The sequence below is a fragment of the Shimia sp. genome, from assembly GCF_965227725.1.
GTDB lineage: Bacteria > Pseudomonadota > Alphaproteobacteria > Rhodobacterales > Rhodobacteraceae > Shimia.
Genome location: NZ_CBDDGH010000005.1, coordinates 1,548,286 through 1,565,365, shown reverse-complemented (window position 1 = coordinate 1,565,365; position 17,080 = coordinate 1,548,286). Strand labels below are relative to the sequence as shown.

Genomic DNA, 17,080 nt, shown 5'->3' with positions numbered 1-17,080 from the left:
ACGTAGTCACGCGGCGCGGGCAGGGCAAGGGCGGCGAAAGTTGTAGAGATGTATTTTCTATACGACTTTGGCGCGCGCCCAATCAGCCAAGGTGTTTGCTGGCTTCTTTTCTGGCAAATGGCTTCATTTTTTCGCCATGGTTTTCCAGAAATGCACGCACACGCGGTTCATCGTGTTTTGACAGGTCGCGCAGCCACCAAGCCACGGCTTTCTGGATGAACCACTCTTCATCAGAGACATACTCCGCAGCCCACCCCAAAATACGGTCCCGAGCCTCAAGTTCAGCCGGTTTTGGGTTGTTCTGTTTGGTCCACGGCAGCGTGATCACCAAAGCCGCGCGCCGGGTCCACATATGCTCTGATTTGGTCCAGCTTTCGACGGCATCTAAGCGTGATGGATCGGCGATGAGGCGGCGTTGACCTGCCATGCAGGCATGATCAGCAATGGCCCAACTGTCGAAATCCGCGACCCAGCTGCATATGAGCGCCCAAGCACCCTCATCAGGGCGCAGGCGTGCTTGAGTCAGCATTTTGGAAGCCACGATACGCGCCTCAAAAATATCGGTTTCCCAAAGGGCCTGCGCCAACGCCACCCGGGTTTCAACCGAGAGCGTCTGTCGCCAGGTTTTGGCAAGATCATTGAGAGCCGGGTTTGAGATGCCCAGCACGTCCCGTGTCTGCTTGTGGTAGGTTTTCATGCCGTCAGCACGCCCAGGCTCAACAAGGGCGTGCAGTTGTTCAAGGGCGTCTTCGAGTGTCATTCCACAGTCACAGATTTTGCGAGGTTGCGTGGCTGATCGACGTCAGTGCCTTTTGCAACCGCGGTGTGGTAGGCGAGAAGTTGCGCGGGGATCGCGTAGAGAATGGGAGACAAGACAGGCGAAACCTGCGGCATCTGCAGTGTTTCCCAAACCCCCTCGGCGCCTTCTTTCATGCCAGTGGAGTCTGAGATCAGCAGCACCTTTCCAGCACGCGCCATGACTTCCTGCATGTTGGAGATCGACTTATCAAACAGCTCGTCATGTGGGGCGAGCACCACCACGGGGACTTGTTTGTCGATCAATGCGATTGGGCCATGTTTCAGCTCGCCGGAGGCATAGGCTTCTGCGTGGATGTAGCTGATTTCCTTGAGTTTGAGGGCGCCTTCCAGCGCGAGCGGGAACATCCGGCCTCGACCCAGGAACAGAATGTCACGTGCTTCCGCCAGTTTGCGCGCCACTGCAGCGACCTGTGCCTCACCGCCAAGCGCCTGATTGATCAAGCCCGGTACGCCGCGCAGATCGGTCAAATTCTCTGCCAGCTGGGCGTCGCTCAGCTTATCCCGATCATGGGCTGCCTTCAGCGCAAGCATCAGAAGCACGGTCAATTGGCAAGTGAAGGCCTTGGTGGAGGCCACGCCAATCTCGGCACCGGCCAGAATAGGGAGCACAAGATCGCTTTCCCGCGCAATCGAACTCTCTGGGACATTCACAACCGACACAATCTGCTCCGCTTTGCCGTTGCAGTAGCGCAGCGCAGCAAGCGTGTCTGCGGTCTCGCCTGACTGGGACACAAACAAAGCAACTGTGCCCTCGGCGACAGGAGGCTCGCGATAGCGGAATTCGGAGGCTACATCGACTTCGACTGGTATGCCTGCGACCTGCTCAAACCAGTACTTTGCAGTCAGGCAGGCGTAGTAGGCCGTGCCACAGGCGACCATGGTCAAACGGTCAATTTTGGTGAAGTCCAGGCCAGCGTCAGGGAGAGAAACGGCCTTGCCGTCTTTGGACAAATAGTGATCGATGGCTTGGCCAAGTACGGTTGGCTGCTCTGCGATCTCCTTGGCCATGAAGTGTTTGTGCAAACCCTTGTCGACCTGAGCCTGGTCAACATTGATGGTTTTGCGCTCACGCTCAACGATTTCGCCAGCCTCATCGCGGATCACCAAAGATGTTCGGGTCAGGACCGCGCTATCGCCTTCTTCAAGGTACGTGATCTGATCGGTTAGTGGCGCAAGGGCAATTGCGTCAGAACCGACATACATCTCCCCCTTGCCGTATCCAATGGCCAAAGGGGATCCTTTGCGTGCCGCAACGATCAGGTCGTCTTGCCCCTCAAACAGAAAGGCGAGGGCAAAGGCACCATCCAGACGTGACAGTGTTTTGAGTGCGGCATCAACGGGCTGCATGCCAGAGTTGATGTAGCTTTGCGTCAAAAGCGCGACGGTTTCGGTGTCGGTCTCCGTGACGAAGGAAAACCCGTCTTCAGCCAACTCTTCACGCAACTCGCGGAAGTTTTCGATGATGCCATTGTGGACCACGGCCACAGGACCAGCGCGGTGCGGGTGCGCGTTGGTGACAGAAGGCGCACCGTGAGTCGCCCAACGGGTGTGGCCGATACCGGCTTTGCCTCTGAGGGGCTCGTGGACCAGCAAATCGGAAAGATTTACCAGCTTTCCCACGGCGCGGCGGCGTTCCAGTGTGCCGTCATTGACGGTCGCAATGCCCGCGCTGTCATAGCCGCGATATTCGAGCCGTTTCAGCGCTTCAACAAGGATGGGCGCTGCCTCGTGGTTTCCGAGGACACCAACAATTCCACACATTATTTGGTCTCCGAAATTTGTTTTTGTTTCTTTTTCTTTAATAAATCGAACAATTTTCGCGCTACGCCAGGTTTGTTGACCTGGTCGGCGCGCGACAGGGCCAAATCCGTGGCGGGAACGTTCTTTGTGATCACTGACCCCGATCCCGTCATCGCCTCATCACCAACAGTGACCGGCGCAACCAGCATCGTGTTGGAGCCGATAAATACGCGGTTCCCGATGGTGGTGCGGTGTTTCATCACCCCATCGTAGTTGCAGGTGATTGTGCCGGCGCCGATATTGGTCCCGCTCCCCAGCGTGGCGTCGCCGATGTACGACAGATGATTGACCTTGGTGCCTTCGCCAACTTCGGCGTTTTTGATTTCCACAAAGTTACCAATGTGCACGTTTTCAGACAGCTCAGCTCCGGGGCGCAGGCGCGCGTAGGGGCCGACAGTTGCACCGCGGGAAACATGGCAGCCCTCAAGGTGAGAAAACGCCCGGATGCGCGTGCCGCTTTCCACCGTCACATGGGGGCCGAAATAGACGTTGGGCTCAATCACGGTGTCCCTGCCAATCACAGTGTCAAAGGACAGCATGACGGTCTCGGGCTGTTGCAAAGTGACACCAAGGTCCAGCAGCTCGGCGCGGGCATTTTTCTGAAAAATGCCCTCGGCTTCGGCAAGGTGCGCGCGGGAGTTGATGCCCAGTGTCTCTGCCTCGTCACAGGACACAGCCGTGACGTTCAGCCCTTTTTCGCGCGCCAGCCCCACGACGTCAGTGAGGTAATACTCACCCTGCGCGTTGTCTGACGAAATAGCGCTGATCAGATCAAAGAGCGTTTTGCTCTCAACCAGCATCACGCCTGAATTGCAGAAGGTGACCGCCCGCTCATCCGCTGAAGCATCTGAAAACTCGACAATCCGTTCAAGCTGATCGCCGTTCATAATCAGGCGGCCGTATTTTCCGGGATCTGCGGCGTCAAAACCAAGCACCACGACCGCGTGCTGCTCTTTTGCTGCGACCATTTTCTCAAGGGTTTCGGCGCGCACAAACGGGGTGTCTCCAAAGAGGACAATCACATCACCATCAAAATCGGCGAGCACCTCTCGGCACATATCCACTGCGTGGGCTGTGCCGTTTTGCTCTTCCTGCAAAACCACTGCGGCGTCAGGATCAAAATCAGAAACTTCTTTGGCCACAAGCTCGGCACCATGGCCTGCCACAACCAGTGTTTTCTCCGGAGACAAAGCTTGGCCCGCCTGCATCGCATGGATCAGCATCGGGGCGTTCGCAATCGGGTGCAGCACCTTGGGCAGGTCCGAATTCATCCGTGTGCCTTTGCCCGCGGCAAGGATGATGAGGGCTATGCTCATTTGTTTTCTCTTTGTATTTCGGTCGTGCCCGTTTTATCGGAGTGCAGGAAGGGTGCAAGGCCGACAAGCTTCAATTCAGGTTGCGCCTTGTAACAGCCGTGGGCGGGAACTCGCGCATTTTAAGGGATAAGCGGATGAAAACAGTGGTTTTTGATCTGGATGGAACTCTGGCGGACACAAGTGGGGATCTGATTGCAGCGGCCAACCATTGTTTTCGGGACATGGGGTATGGTGACGTTTTAAGCGCTGAGCGGGATGCAGGCGTTGCTTTGCGCGGTGGGCGGCGGATGCTCACAGAAGGTCTCACGCGCATGGGCGCGATGAATGAGGCGATGATAGATCGCTATTATCCAATTCTGCTTGAGGCTTACGGCGGCGCGATTGCCGAGCACACCGTGCTCTATGAGGGTGCGATGGATGCTGTGGAGCAGTTGAAAACGCTTGGCTATGGCGTGGGCATTTGCACCAATAAGCCAGAAGCGCTGGCCCAGCAGCTCTTGAACGCGCTGGGCGTGCGCGAGGCCTTTGGGGCCTTGGTCGGAGCGGATACATTGCCTGTTCGCAAACCTGACCCCGCACCTTTGATCGAAACCGCGCGCCGCTTGGGAGGCGATCCGGCAAAAACGCTCCTGGTTGGCGACAGCGATACAGACCGCAATACAGCCAAGGCAGCGGGTGTTCCGAGCGTATTGGTGACCTTCGGGCCCAGTGGAGAGGATATGGCCGCGCTCGACCCCGAGGCGCTGCTGCATGACTACGCTTCATTGCCGCAGGTGGTGGATACTCTGCTGGCAGATCCCGTCAGTTGATTGCGGCGGCATCCGATCTCTCGTAATGCTTATGCAGCGCTAATTCATTGAGGCCCCAATGAGCGAAGTTTTTACCGGCAATTTCACCCAGCAGGAACCCATCTCTGAGGAGGCGATTGCCGCCGCCGTAGAAGTTATGCGTACTGGGCGTCTGCATCGCTACAACCTGACCGAAGGGGAGGTGGGCGAAGTCTCTTCGTTGGAACGGGAATTTGCACAGAGCGTGGGCGCGAAATACTGTCTCGCGGTGGCCTCGGGCGGCTATGCGATGGGCTGCGCCTTGCGGGCAATGGGCGTTGGCGCTGGGGACAAAGTGCTGACGAATGCCTTCACGCTGGCTCCGGTTCCCGGTGCGATCGCGAGCGTGGGGGCTGTGCCGGTGTTTGTGGGCGTGACCGAAGGCTTGGTGATTGATCTGCAAGATCTGGAAGCCAAGGCCGATCAGGCAGATGTTCTGATGCTGTCGCATATGCGGGGGCATATCTGCGATATGGATGCGCTGATGGCGATTTGCGCCCAACACGGCATTCGGGTGATTGAAGATTGCGCCCACACAATGGGTGGCGACTGGCGCGGCATCCCATCTGGCCGGTTTGGGGCGATGGCGTGTTATTCCACGCAGACCTACAAGCATATGAATTCGGGCGAGGGCGGCTTTCTGATTAGTGATGATGCGGAGCTCATGGCGCGGGCGACCATCTTGTCCGGCAGCTACATGCTCTATGGGCGCAATGGAGCCGTGCCCGAGGCCGAGGTCTTTGAAAGCGTGAAGTATGACACGCCAAATGTGTCTGGCCGTATGGATCACCTGCGCGCCGCCATCCTGCGCCCGCAACTGCGCAAGCTTTCTGACAGCGTCGCGGCCTGGAATGCGCGGCACGATGTGATCTTGGATGGGCTGCGCGATACGCCCGGGCTGACCGTTGTGGAGCGGCCTGAAGGCGAAGGCTACGTGGGCAGTTCGATCCAGTTTCTGCTGCTAGATTGGTCGGTTGAGAAGATCAACGAAGTGCTGAAACGCTGTGGTGCGCGCGGTGTGGAGTTGAAGTGGTTTGGCGGTGCCGAGCCAGTGGCTTTCACATCCCGTTACGACAGTTGGCGCTATGCCCCGAGCGTGCCGATGCCGAAATCTGACCGGATCCTGAAGGGCATTGTGGATATGCGTATCCCGCTGACGTTTTCTCTTGAGGATTGCGCATTGATTGCGCGGATCATCAAGGCAGAAGTCGGCGCAGTGTTTCAATCTGGCTGATTGGGGCCGCTTGAGCGCGAGGACAGTTCCCGCGCTCTCAAAGTGCTTTAACGCAGCTATCGCAGCAGCTTAGAGGATTTCCAGAACCGCTTCCGGAGGCCGTCCGATGGCTGCTTTGCCGTCCTTAAGCACAATCGGGCGTTCTATCAGGATCGGGTTTTCCGCCATAGCCGCGCGCAAAACGCCGTCATCTTCAGACTTGCTCAAGCCAAGTTCCGCAAAGCGCTTCTCCTTGGTGCGCATCATCTCAATGGCTTTGAGGCCCAAGAGTTTCTGAACTTCAGCAATCTCTTCCGCGCTGGGCGCGTCTTCGAGATAGCGGCGCACTGTGACGTCGCCTTTTTCTTCAACAAGGGCCAGAGTTTGGCGTGATTTAGAGCAGCGCGGGTTGTGCCAAATGGTGATCACAGCCAGTCCTTTCGTTTGCTTCCAACGGCATCTGCGACATTTGCAAAACCGTCGCGCTCCAGCAAGCTGTCCAATTCACGCACGATGGTCTCTGCAAGTGAAAACCCGCCGTAGACAAGCGCTGTGTAAAGTTGCACCGCAGAGGCGCCTGCGCAGATCTTGGCATAGGCCTGTTCTGCAGATCCAATTCCACCCACGCCGATGAGTGGCAGAGCGCCGTCCGTCAACGCGGACAAACGCGCCAGAACACGTGTCGACTTCTCAAAGAGTGGCGCGCCTGAGAGGCCGCCAGCTTCGCCCTTGTGAGCGCTTGCCAGGCCATCACGGTCGAGCGTTGTGTTGGTCGTGATGACCGCGTCCACGCCGGTTTCCTGAGCCACCTCAGCGATTTCGCCAAGCTCGGCATCGGTGAGATCAGGTGCAATTTTCAGGAAAACCGGGATTTTGCGGCTCAGGGTGTCGCGGGTCTGCATGACACCGCTCAGAAGAGCGGAAAGTGCGGCTTTGCCCTGCAAATCACGCAGCTTTTCGGTGTTGGGTGAACTGACATTGACCGTAGCGAAGTCCAGATGTGCGCCACAATGTGCCAGCACGCGGGCAAAGTCTTCTGCGCGGTTTTCGCTGTCTTTGTTGGCTCCGAGGTTGAGGCCGATCACGGCATCTTTCGGTCTTTCTGCCAAACGCGCGCCGATGGCCTCCATACCGTCGTTGTTAAAGCCAAAGCGGTTGATGGCGGCCTGATCTTCGGTCAGGCGAAACAAACGTGGTTTGGGATTTCCTGGCTGTGGCCGTGGCGTCGCTGCGCCGACCTCGACAAAACCAAACCCCGATTTGGCGAGGCCAGAAAGCGCGGTGGCATTTTTGTCAAATCCGGCGGCAAGACCAACGGGATTGGGCAGATCAAGGCCCGCGACGGTGGTGCGCAGGCGGGGTGAGGTGATTTGCCCGGGCGCATTGGCGAGGCCCATTTGAATGGCGCGGATCGCCAGACCATGGGAGGTTTCCGGATCAATGCTGCGCAGGGCTTTCATGCCCAGCGTTTCAAGAAGTCTACTACCGCTCATTGGCTCAATCCTGACGGAAACTGGTGCTTACCATCGACGAGTGGCAAGGGCTGTGCCCAGAGGACATCTGAGAGCGCGAAAGCCCGGTAGAGATGCGGGAAGAGGGCACCACCGCGCGAGGCCTCCCACTTCAGATCCTCCCCAAGGGTGTCAGCCTCTACCGCGAGCAGAAACAGGTTTTCCTCTCCAGCGAAGTGTTTGGCGGCGGTTTCCGCAGCCTGTTCCGCTGTCGAGAAATGGACAAAGCCATCTGCAATATCCACGGGTGCGCCTGCCGTTTGGCCCTCGGCGCGCAGAGTGGCCCATTCCTCGGCCCGAAAAATCTTGAAAATAAGCATGGCTTGCTCATGCAACGGGCGGGGCGCAAGGTCAAGCTGTACAGCTTTTGTTAAACCTTTGACATGCGCGTCATTTAAGCGGCACGATATTGACAGAATGATAAAAACGAGAAGGGATTCTCCATGATTGCGCGTTTGATGACAGGGGCCGCAGCGCTCGCCGTAACCGCTGGTATGGCAGCCGCGGACTATACTTTGCATATTGTACATATCAACGATCTGCACAGCCGTATCGAGCCGATCAACAAGTATGACTCGACCTGCAAGGCAGAGGACAATGCAGAGGGCAAATGCTTTGGCGGCTATGCGCGTGTGGCGACCAAGATTGCCGAATTGCGCGAGGAATTGGCTGGTCAGAACCTTGTGGTTCTGGACGCTGGCGACCAGTATCAAGGCTCTCTGATGTACACGACCTATAAAGGTGACGTGGAAATCGAGATGATGGAGAAGATCGGTTTTGACGCCATGGCCGTGGGCAACCACGAGTTTGATGATGGTCCGGAAGGTCTGCTCAAATTGGTCGAAGGCGTGTCTTTCCCGGTGATTTCCGGCAACCTTGATGTCTCCCAATCCGATGTTCTTGCGGGCAAAGTGACCAACCATGTGGTGCTGGAAGTTGGCGGCGAAAAGGTTGCCATCATTTCCGCGCTGGCCACGGACACGGCTGAAACCTCAAGCCCTGGCGAAGCGGTGATCTTCCAGGATGAGATTGAAGCTCTGCAGGCGGATGTGGATGCGCTGGCCGCGGAGGGCGTGACCAAGATCATCGCGCTGAACCACGTGGGAGTGAACAAAGATATGGAGATCGCAGGCGCGGTGTCTGGCGTGGATGCTGTTGTGGGTGGTCACTCCCACACCAAGTTCTCCAACACCGAAGAAGGCGCGATGGCCTATCCAACCATGGTTGGCAACGTGCCAGTGGTACAGGCTTATGCCTATTCCAAATATGTTGGCCACCTCACCCTGACCTTTGATGATGCAGGCAACGTGACCGCGGCAACTGGCGACACCATTCTGCTCGACGCCTCTGTGGCGGAGGATCAGGACATCGTGGCGCGTGTGGCAGAGCTGGCTGGCCCGATTGAAGAGATGAAATCGCGTGTTGTTGCTTCGACCGACGCGGCGATTGATGGCGACCGTGGATCCTGCCGGGCAGGCGAGTGCGCCATGGGCAACCTCGTTGCAGGCGCGATGCTGGATCGTGTGAAAGATCAAGGTGTTGAAATCGCGATCCAAAACGGTGGTGGTTTGCGGGCTTCTATCGACGCGGGTGAAGTGACCATGGGTGAGGTGCTCACGGTGCTGCCATTCCAGAATACCCTGTCCACCTTCCAAGTGACCGGTGAAACCATTGTCGCGGCGCTGGAAAACGGTGTGAGCCAAATCGAAGACGGTGCAGGCCGCTTCCCGCAGGTTGCGGGTATGACCTTCAGCTTTGATGCCGCAGCAGACGCAGGCAGCCGCATCAGCGACGTGATGGTTGGTGGCGCGCCGATTGACCTCGCCAAGGTGTATGGCGTTGTGTCCAACAACTACGTGCGCAACGGCGGCGATGGCTACAAAATGTTCCGCGACGCTGAAAACGCCTATGATTATGGCCCGGACTTGGCGGATGTGACCGCAGAGTATCTGGCCAAGAATGGCGCGGGTGCGGCGGCTCTGGATGGCCGTATCAGCAAAAAGTAAGCACCTGATTGCTTGACGTTTCTGACCCCCGCCGGGAAACTGGCGGGGGTTTTGCGTTGAGGGCGTTATGGATCATCCGCTGATCGATCTGATCAATCAGAAAATTCGCGAGGCTGAGGAGGCGGGAGAATTTGACAATCTGGCAGGCGCGGGAAAGCCTTTGCCGAAGGAAGAAGATCCCGAAAACGCGCTGCTCAACCGGCTGGTGAGAGAAAGCGGTGGTGTGCCTGAGTTTGTGTCCTTGTCCCGTGAGCTGGCGAAGCTGCGGGAAGAGTTGCGCGAAACGGGCGACCGCACCAAGCGGCGCGACATCATGAAGGACATGTCCATGATGGAAGCGCGGATCGAGATGGCGCGAAAGGCCCATCGCTGATGTGTGGACGTGTGGCGGTCACCCTGCCAAATGACGCCATGGCGCAGATGTTCGCGGCCTCCCCGGCCAACAACCTGCCGCAGGTGCCAAATTACAATGTCTGCCCAACCACGCAAATTCATGTGGTTTTGGGAGGGGCTGATGCGGGGCGCAAGCTGGTCTCCATGCGGTGGGGCTTTCTGCCCAGCTGGTATAAAGCCCCGAATGATGGTCCCTTGCTGATCAACGCGCGGGCCGAAACCATTGCAGAAAAGCCCGCCTTTCGAAGGGCTTGTCGGGAGCGGCGCTGTTTGATCCCGGTGACGGGGTTTTATGAATGGACCAAGGATTCTGAGGGCACTCGCTGGCCTTGGTACATCCATGGTTCAGAGACCTTGGCGCTGGCGGGTGTGTGGCAGGAGTGGGGCGTTGAAGGTGAGCGCATCGCGACCTGTGCGGTTGTCACCACATCTGCCAATGAGACCATGTCCCAGATCCATCATCGCATGCCTGTGGTGATTGATGAGGAGGATTGGGGCCTGTGGCTTGGGGAAAAGGGGCACGGTGCCGCGACTTTGATGAAAGCAGCAGGTGAGGATCTCTTGTCCTTTCATCAGGTGGATCGCGCGGTGAACTCAAACCGGGCATCAGGGCCAGAGCTGATCGAACCCTTTGAGTGATCTTCAACTTCGGGCACAAAGCGTCGGGGTATTTTCAAGAAAAGCGCAACACTCCTTCAGCTCATAAAACCCGCCTTCTGCATTGGCCTGAGCGGAGAGTTTGGCAATGATGGACCAAGACTTTTCTGGAGGGTTTTCATGACCAAAACACCGTATTTCGCACCGCAAGGCGGGTTGCCGCCTCAGACACAGTTGCTGACGGATCGGGCGATGTTTACCGAGAGTTTTGCCGTGATCCCCAAGGGCACGCTGACGGATATCGTCACCTCTAACCTGCCGTTCTGGCGCGATACCCGTGTGTGGGTCATTGCGCGCCCGATGTCCGGGTTCAGCGAGACGTTTTCGCACTATATCGTGGACGTTGCACCAGGTGGCGGCAGCGACAAGCCAGAGCTTGAGGCGGGCGCACAGGGCGTTCTCTTCGTGGTGGAAGGCGAGGTGTCTCTGTCTATTGAAGGCAAAGATCACACTTTGTCTGTAGGCGGCTACGCCTATCTTCCGGCTGGATGCGACTGGCGCCTGACCAATCGCTCAGAGCAAAACGCGAAGTTTCACTGGATTCGCAAGCTTTATGAAGCGGTTGACGGGATTGATGCGCCGGAGGCTTTTGTCACCAGCGATGCGGACACACCCATCCGGCATATGCCGGATACCGATGGCGCCTGGGGCACCACGCGGTTTGTGGACCCCGACGACATGCGCCATGACATGCACGTCAATATCGTGACCTTTGAGCCGGGCGGCGTGATCCCCTTCTTGGAGACACATGTGATGGAGCATGGGCTCTATGTGCTTGAAGGCAAAGCGGTTTATAAGCTCAATCAGGATTGGGTCGAGGTTGAGGCAGGCGACTACATGTGGCTGCGCGCCTTCTGCCCGCAGGCCTGTTACGCAGGTGGCCCGGGCAAGTTCCGTTATCTGCTCTACAAAGACGTCAACCGGCACATGAAGCTCCGTTGATCGCCGTGACGTGACGGCATCGCAGAAAGCCACGCGTGGTAGCGGTAACGGGTTAAATTGGGTCGTTTTTCTGCAGAATTGGGGGTGGCAATTGACCGGCAAACCGGATCAATTGGCGTTCCAGAGGACTCGCAGGATCGCAGGATGACCGCAGATCGCACCCGTATTTTCATCAATGGGTTTGGCCGCATCGGCCGGACCCTTTTGCGCATCCTGTCAGAAGGTGGGTATCCCGATATCGAGATCATTGGCATCAATGACATCGAGCCGCTGGAGACCTGCGCGTATCTCTTTGAATATGATAGCGTTTTTGGGACGTATCGCGGCAGTGTCGAGGCTGCTGATGGCGCGCTGATCGTGGATGGAAAGCGCGTTCCGTTTCATGCGCAGAGTGATCTCAGCAAGCTCGATCTCAGTGCCGTGGATGTCGTGCTGGAATGCACAGGCATGGCGGGCACGCGGGCGATTGCGGAGCGGGGATTGGCGGCGGGGGCGCGGTCTGTGCTGATTTCAGGTCCGTCTGATGAGGCTGACGTCACTGTGGTGCTTGGCGCCAATGATGCGGACCTCAAGGATCAGGTGATTGTCTCAAATGCCTCCTGCACCACAAACGCTCTGGCGCCGCTGATGCGGGCGCTGGATGCGGAATACGGGCTGATTTCGGGGCATATGACCACGGTGCATTGCTACACGGGCAGTCAGCCGACCGTGGACAAGCCGCGTGGCGATCTGGCGCGCAGCCGGGCGGCGGCTTTGTCGATGGTGCCGACCACCACTTCGGCGCAGCGGATGATTGATAAGGTGCTGCCGCATCTGAAAGGGCGGGTTGAGGCGCGGGCGATCCGTGTGCCCACTGCCAGCGTGTCAGCCATTGATCTGACAATCCAGACGGAGCGCGCAGTGACCGCTGAGGCGGTGAACACACTGTTGCGCCAAGAGGCTGAAAACAAAGGAATATTAGGGTGGACGCGCAAGCCGTTGGTCTCCACAGACCTGCGGGCGCGGCCGGAATCCCTGATTGTGAGCGAGCGAGAAACCAGCGTTTCGGTGGGCGGGCTTTTGCGCGTCTTCGGCTGGTATGACAACGAATGGGGCTTTTCCAACCGCATGTTGGATATGGCTCGATTGATGGGGCGGCGTTGAGCCGTGCGAGGGGACTTGGGAGATAGAAATGACAAATACCAAAGATCATGACCGCGCCCGCGAGGCCGCGCTGAAATATCATGAGTTTCCAAAGCCCGGTAAGCTGGAAATTCGCGCGACCAAGCCGATGGCAACCGGTCGCGATCTGAGCCGTGCCTACAGCCCGGGCGTGGCTGAAGCCTGTATCGAGATTGAGAAAAACCCCGCAGATGCAACGCGTTACACCGCAAAAGGCAATCTGGTTGCGGTGATTTCCAACGGCACGGCGGTGCTTGGCCTTGGCAATATCGGGGCGCAGGCGAGTAAGCCGGTGATGGAAGGCAAGGCGGTTCTGTTCAAGAAATTCGCCGGGATCGACTGTTTTGACATTGAGGTGAATGAGCCTGATCCGGAGAAACTGGCGGATCTGGTGTGCCGTCTGGAGCCGACCTTTGGTGCGGTGAACCTTGAGGATATCAAGGCGCCGGATTGCTTTCTGGTGGAGCGTCTCTGCAAGGAGCGGATGAACATTCCGGTGTTCCACGACGACCAGCATGGCACCGCGATTGTGGCAGCCGCGGCAGCCTATAACGCTTTGATTGTGGCCAAGAAAAAGGTCGAAGACATCAAGGTGGTGGCGCTGGGCGCGGGGGCGGCGGGGATTGCCTGTCTCAAGATGCTGATGACCATGGGGGTGCAGCACGAAAACATCCTGATGCTGGACAGCAAAGGCGTGGTGCACAAGCAGCGTAATGACCTGACGCCGGAGAAGGCGGAATTCGCGCAAGCCACTGAAAAGCGGACCACAATGGAGGCCATGGAAGGGGCGGATCTGTTCCTTGGCGTCTCAGGCCCCGGCCTTCTGACCAAAGAGATGGTCGAGCAGATGGCGGACAATCCGATCATCTTTGCACTGGCCAACCCGACACCGGAGATCATGCCGGAGGAAGCGCGTGAGGCGGCTCCAGGGGCGTTGATCGCCACGGGGCGGTCGGACTACCCGAACCAGGTCAACAACGTGCTCTGCTTCCCCTTCATCTTCCGAGGGGCGCTTGATGCGGGTGCAACTGAAATCAACGACGAGATGAAGCTCGCCTGTGTGGAGGCGATCGCGGCTCTGGCGCGGGAAACCACCAGCGCGGAAGTGGGCGCGGCCTACAAAGGCGAGGAGCTGACATTTGGTCCTAACTACCTGATTCCAAAGCCGTTTGATCCACGTCTGCTGCCGACCATTGCGGTTGCTGTGGCACGTGCAGCGATTGAATCCGGCGTGGCGACCAAGGAGCTGGATCTCTACGCCTATGAGGACAAGCTGCAGGCGCAGGTGTTCCGGTCTTCGATGATCATGCGGCCGGTCTATGAATCTGCCAGCATGTCGCGCCGCCGGATTATCTTTGCCGAGGGTGAAGACGAGCGGGTGCTGCGCACGGCGCAGGCGATGCTGGAGGACACTGTGGACACGCCTGTGCTGATCGGACGTCCGGAGGTTGTTGGCCATCGTCTTGAAAAGGCTGGATTAAAGATCAAGCCGGGGGTTGATTTTGAACTGATCAACCCGGAGCAGGATGAGCGTTATCGCGACTATTGGACCACCTATCACCAGAAGCTGCGGCGCAATGGTGTGAGCCCGGACAGTGCGCGGGCGATCCTGCGGACCAACAACACGGCGATTGCCGCCATTGCGGTGGAGCGCGGGGATGCGGACAGCATGATCTGCGGCACCTTTGGTGAGTATCGCTGGCATCTTCGCTATGTCACAGATGTGTTGAAAAACAATGAGTTGCACCCGATTGGCTCGCTTTCCCTGATCATTCTGGACAAGGGGCCGCTGTTCCTTGCAGATACCCATATCCACATCGAGCCGACCTCTGAGCAGATTGCGGAGACGGTGATTGCGGCGGCGCGGCACGTGCGGCGTTTTGGGGTGGACCCGAAGATTGCGCTGTGTTCGGGAAGCCAGTTTGGCAACCTTGACAGCCACTCCGGTCGGGTGATGCGCGGGGCACTGGATGTGCTGGATCAAACCGAGCATGACTTTGAATATGAAGGAGAAATGCACACCGATGCGGCGCTGGATCCGGAGCTGCGGGAGCGTCTGTTCCCCGGTGGGCGGCTCAATGGCAAAGCCAATGTGCTGGTCTATTCCAACACCGATGCGGCGGGCGCGACCCGCAACATTCTGAAGTCGGTGGCGGATGGGCTTGAGGTTGGTCCGATCCTGATGGGGATGGGCAACCGCGCGCATATCGTGACGCCGTCTATCACTGTGCGGGGCCTTTTGAACATCGCCGCGCTGGCGGGCACAGCGGTGTCGACCTACGGCTAACAAGCCAAATATTTCACAGCACGCAACAGCCTCCGTTAACCATGGTTTTCGGGGGCTGTTTTGCGTCGGTATTCCGTCGGTATTGCGGAGGTGCGATTTTCGGGCTGCGTGAAAGGTGAAGGCAACGTGCGGTGCGGGGCGCAACGGCTAAACCTGATGGCCCGGAGCAAGGGCGCAGCCCGCCGGGCCAGCGCACGACCGCCCGCGAGGCCGTGCGCTTTTGGTTGGCGGATTGGCAGGTTGATGAAACTGGATGCCCTTGGCGGGCATAAAGGGACAGATTGGCGCGGTAGAAGCGCACCCCCGCGGTCGTGCGCTGGCCCAGCTCAGAGCGGCCAGAACACCAGAATGGCGGGGATGGACACGGCGACCACCAAGATCTCAAGCGGCAGGCCCATGCGCCAATAGTCGCCAAAGCTGTAGCCGCCGGGGCCGAGGATCAGCGTGTTGTTCTTGTGGCCGATGGGCGTGAGGAAGGCCGAAGAGGCCGCCACGGCCACCGCCATCAGGAACGGATCAGCGGAGACACCCAACGCCTGCGCCATCTGAATGCCGACCGGGGCGGCGACGATGGTGGTGGCGGTGTTGTTGAGCACATCAGAAAGCGTCATGGTCACGAGCATCAAGACCGTGAGCACGGCCCAAGCGGGCAGACCGGCGGTGAGCCTGACAAGGCTGTTGGCGATCAAGGCGGTGCCGCCTGAGCTGTCCAGCGCCGCGCCAAGCGGGATCATGGAGCCAAGCAGGACGACCACGGGCCATTCGACGTGATCGTAAAGTTCGGAGAGCGGCACGATCTTGGCGAGCACATAGGCCACCACCACCAGACCCAAAGCGATGGGCAGGTAGATCAGCCCGAGTGAGGCAGCAGTGACCGCGCCGACAAAGAGACCGATGGCGAGCCACATCTTGCTGTTGGCAGTCACCACAAGGCCGCGGTCTGCGAGCGGCAGGCAGCCGAGCCAGTCGGTGACATCCGGGCCGCGGTCCTTGTGGACGAGGATCAGGAGGATGTCGCCGGGCTGCACCACGGTTTTGCGGATCTGGCTGCGGATGCGGCGGCCTTCGCGGGAGATGCCCATGAGCACTGCGCCTTGGCGCCAGGCTAGGCCAAGCGCCTGTGCGGTCTTGCCTGCGATGCGGGCGGTTTCGGGCACCACGACTTCGATGATGTCCAGACCCTCGCCTGCGGCGTTCAGATGCTCCTCGCGTTTCTCATCTGAGAAGTTCAGCGAGAGGGCTGCGCGAAATTCATCCAGCGCGTCGGGGCTGGCTTCGAGCACCAGCGCGTCGCCTTCGCGCAGAACATTGTTGCGCGCGGTGCCATACATCCGTTTGCCGCCGCGCATCAGGCCGAGGAGTTGCACATCGGCATCTTCCGCGTTTGGCTCAAGCTCGGCGAGACGTTTGCCGATGAGCTTGCTGCCTGCGGGCACCGTGAGTTCGGCGATATATTGGCCAAGGTCTGAGACCTTCTTGCCGGCGTCCTCGCGATCAGGGATCAGGCGCCAGCCGATGAGGGCCACAAACAGCAGGCCTGCGATGGCGGTGAGGCCGCCGACAGGGGCGAAGTCAAACATCTTAAACGGCGCGCCAAGCGCATCTTCGCGGATCGAGGCGATGATGATGTTGGGCGGGGTGCCGATGAGCGTGGCCATGCCGCCAAGAATGGTGGCGAAGGACAGGGGCATGAGCGATTTTGCGGGGCTGCGGCCCGCCTTGCGCGCGGTCTGGATATCCACCGGCATCAGCAGGGCCAGCGCGGCGACATTGTTCATGAAGGCCGACAAGAGCGCGCCGATCGCGCCGATGATGGCAATATGGCTGCCCAGTTTGCGCGCGCTGTCCACCAGCGTGCGGGTGATCAGAAACACCGCGCCGGAGCGCACAAGCCCTGCGGAGACAATCAGCACCAGCGCCACAATCAGCGTGGCCGGGTGGCCAAAGCCGGAAAAAGCTTCTTTGGTGGGGACCACGCCAAGCACTACACCCAGCAGCAAGGCGGTAAACGCCACCAGATCATAGCGAAACCGCCCCCAGAGCAGCATGACAAACACGCCGCCAAAGAGGGCAAAGAGGATGATCTGGTCGGTGGTCATAAAAAGCGCCTGTGGTCAAAGTGATGCGATCATCTCAACCGTAGGGGGG

The 17,080-nt window shown here is 58.7% G+C and carries 15 protein-coding genes; 8 read left to right on the top strand and 7 right to left on the bottom strand.

Annotation, left to right across the window (positions count from 1 at the left end):
* Positions 1-82: 82 nt before the first annotated feature.
* Genes ACO07T_RS17940 through glmU form a run of 3 tightly spaced genes read right to left on the bottom strand, consistent with a single transcriptional unit; the run spans position 83 to position 3,935 of the window.
* Entirely contained in the window at positions 83-760 is a 678-nt protein-coding gene (locus tag ACO07T_RS17940; RefSeq protein WP_422050485.1) for a DNA alkylation repair protein, read from the bottom strand.
* Complete coding sequence (gene glmS / locus ACO07T_RS17935; RefSeq protein WP_422050484.1) at positions 757-2,580, bottom strand: glutamine--fructose-6-phosphate transaminase (isomerizing); 1,824 nt, start codon at positions 2,578-2,580, stop codon at positions 757-759. The genes ACO07T_RS17940 and glmS overlap by 4 nt, the downstream gene beginning before the upstream one ends.
* Positions 2,580-3,935 carry a bifunctional UDP-N-acetylglucosamine diphosphorylase/glucosamine-1-phosphate N-acetyltransferase GlmU gene (gene glmU / locus ACO07T_RS17930; RefSeq protein WP_422050483.1) on the bottom strand — a complete coding sequence of 452 codons (1,356 nt, stop codon included), beginning with the start codon at positions 3,933-3,935 and terminating at the stop codon, positions 2,580-2,582. The genes glmS and glmU overlap by 1 nt, the downstream gene beginning before the upstream one ends.
* Before the next feature lie 134 nt (positions 3,936-4,069).
* On the opposite strand from glmU, the gene ACO07T_RS17925 reads away from it, so the two are divergent.
* Positions 4,070-4,744 (top strand): HAD-IA family hydrolase, encoded by a 675-nt coding sequence (locus ACO07T_RS17925; RefSeq protein ID WP_422050482.1) that lies wholly within the window; start codon positions 4,070-4,072, stop codon positions 4,742-4,744.
* 58 nt (positions 4,745-4,802) lie between these two features.
* A complete protein-coding gene (locus ACO07T_RS17920) occupies positions 4,803-5,996 on the top strand; it encodes a DegT/DnrJ/EryC1/StrS family aminotransferase (protein ID WP_422050481.1) in 1,194 nt (397 codons plus the stop codon).
* 69 nt (positions 5,997-6,065) lie between these two features.
* Here ACO07T_RS17920 and arsC read toward each other — a convergent pair whose 3' ends face one another.
* From arsC to ACO07T_RS17905, 3 genes are read right to left on the bottom strand one after another with little or no spacing between them, the layout of a single operon-like run.
* Positions 6,066-6,404 carry an arsenate reductase (glutaredoxin) gene (gene arsC, locus ACO07T_RS17915; RefSeq protein WP_422050480.1) on the bottom strand — a complete coding sequence of 113 codons (339 nt, stop codon included), beginning with the start codon at positions 6,402-6,404 and terminating at the stop codon, positions 6,066-6,068.
* Entirely contained in the window at positions 6,401-7,468 is a 1,068-nt protein-coding gene (locus ACO07T_RS17910) for a quinone-dependent dihydroorotate dehydrogenase (RefSeq protein WP_422050479.1), read from the bottom strand. Before ACO07T_RS17910 ends, arsC begins: the two co-directional genes overlap by 4 nt.
* Positions 7,465-7,806 (bottom strand): DUF952 domain-containing protein, encoded by a 342-nt coding sequence (locus ACO07T_RS17905; protein ID WP_422050478.1) that lies wholly within the window; start codon positions 7,804-7,806, stop codon positions 7,465-7,467. Before ACO07T_RS17905 ends, ACO07T_RS17910 begins: the two co-directional genes overlap by 4 nt.
* A gap of 123 nt (positions 7,807-7,929) precedes the next feature.
* Here ACO07T_RS17905 and ACO07T_RS17900 point away from each other — a divergent pair, with 123 nt between their 5' ends.
* The 6 genes from ACO07T_RS17900 to ACO07T_RS17875 all read left to right on the top strand — a co-directional run bounded on the left by ACO07T_RS17900 (position 7,930) and on the right by ACO07T_RS17875 (position 14,932).
* Positions 7,930-9,492 (top strand): bifunctional metallophosphatase/5'-nucleotidase, encoded by a 1,563-nt coding sequence (locus ACO07T_RS17900; RefSeq protein WP_422050477.1) that lies wholly within the window; start codon positions 7,930-7,932, stop codon positions 9,490-9,492.
* Between the two features lie 67 nt (positions 9,493-9,559).
* On the top strand, positions 9,560-9,865 hold the full coding sequence (locus ACO07T_RS17895) for a DUF1992 domain-containing protein (protein WP_422050476.1): 306 nt from the start codon (positions 9,560-9,562) through the stop codon (positions 9,863-9,865).
* Positions 9,865-10,524, top strand: coding sequence for an SOS response-associated peptidase (locus ACO07T_RS17890; protein ID WP_422050475.1), 660 nt, complete (start codon positions 9,865-9,867; stop codon positions 10,522-10,524). The genes ACO07T_RS17895 and ACO07T_RS17890 overlap by 1 nt, the downstream gene beginning before the upstream one ends.
* A gap of 138 nt (positions 10,525-10,662) precedes the next feature.
* Complete coding sequence (locus ACO07T_RS17885; RefSeq protein ID WP_422050474.1) at positions 10,663-11,484, top strand: bifunctional allantoicase/(S)-ureidoglycine aminohydrolase; 822 nt, start codon at positions 10,663-10,665, stop codon at positions 11,482-11,484.
* A gap of 144 nt (positions 11,485-11,628) precedes the next feature.
* On the top strand, positions 11,629-12,627 hold the full coding sequence (locus tag ACO07T_RS17880) for a type I glyceraldehyde-3-phosphate dehydrogenase (RefSeq protein WP_422050473.1): 999 nt from the start codon (positions 11,629-11,631) through the stop codon (positions 12,625-12,627).
* Positions 12,628-12,655: 28 nt separating this feature from the next.
* Entirely contained in the window at positions 12,656-14,932 is a 2,277-nt protein-coding gene (locus tag ACO07T_RS17875; RefSeq protein WP_209066058.1) for an NADP-dependent malic enzyme, read from the top strand.
* Positions 14,933-15,258: 326 nt separating this feature from the next.
* Here ACO07T_RS17875 and ACO07T_RS17870 read toward each other — a convergent pair whose 3' ends face one another.
* Positions 15,259-17,031, bottom strand: coding sequence for an SLC13 family permease (locus tag ACO07T_RS17870; protein WP_422050472.1), 1,773 nt, complete (start codon positions 17,029-17,031; stop codon positions 15,259-15,261).
* Between the last annotated feature and the right edge of the window lie 49 nt (positions 17,032-17,080).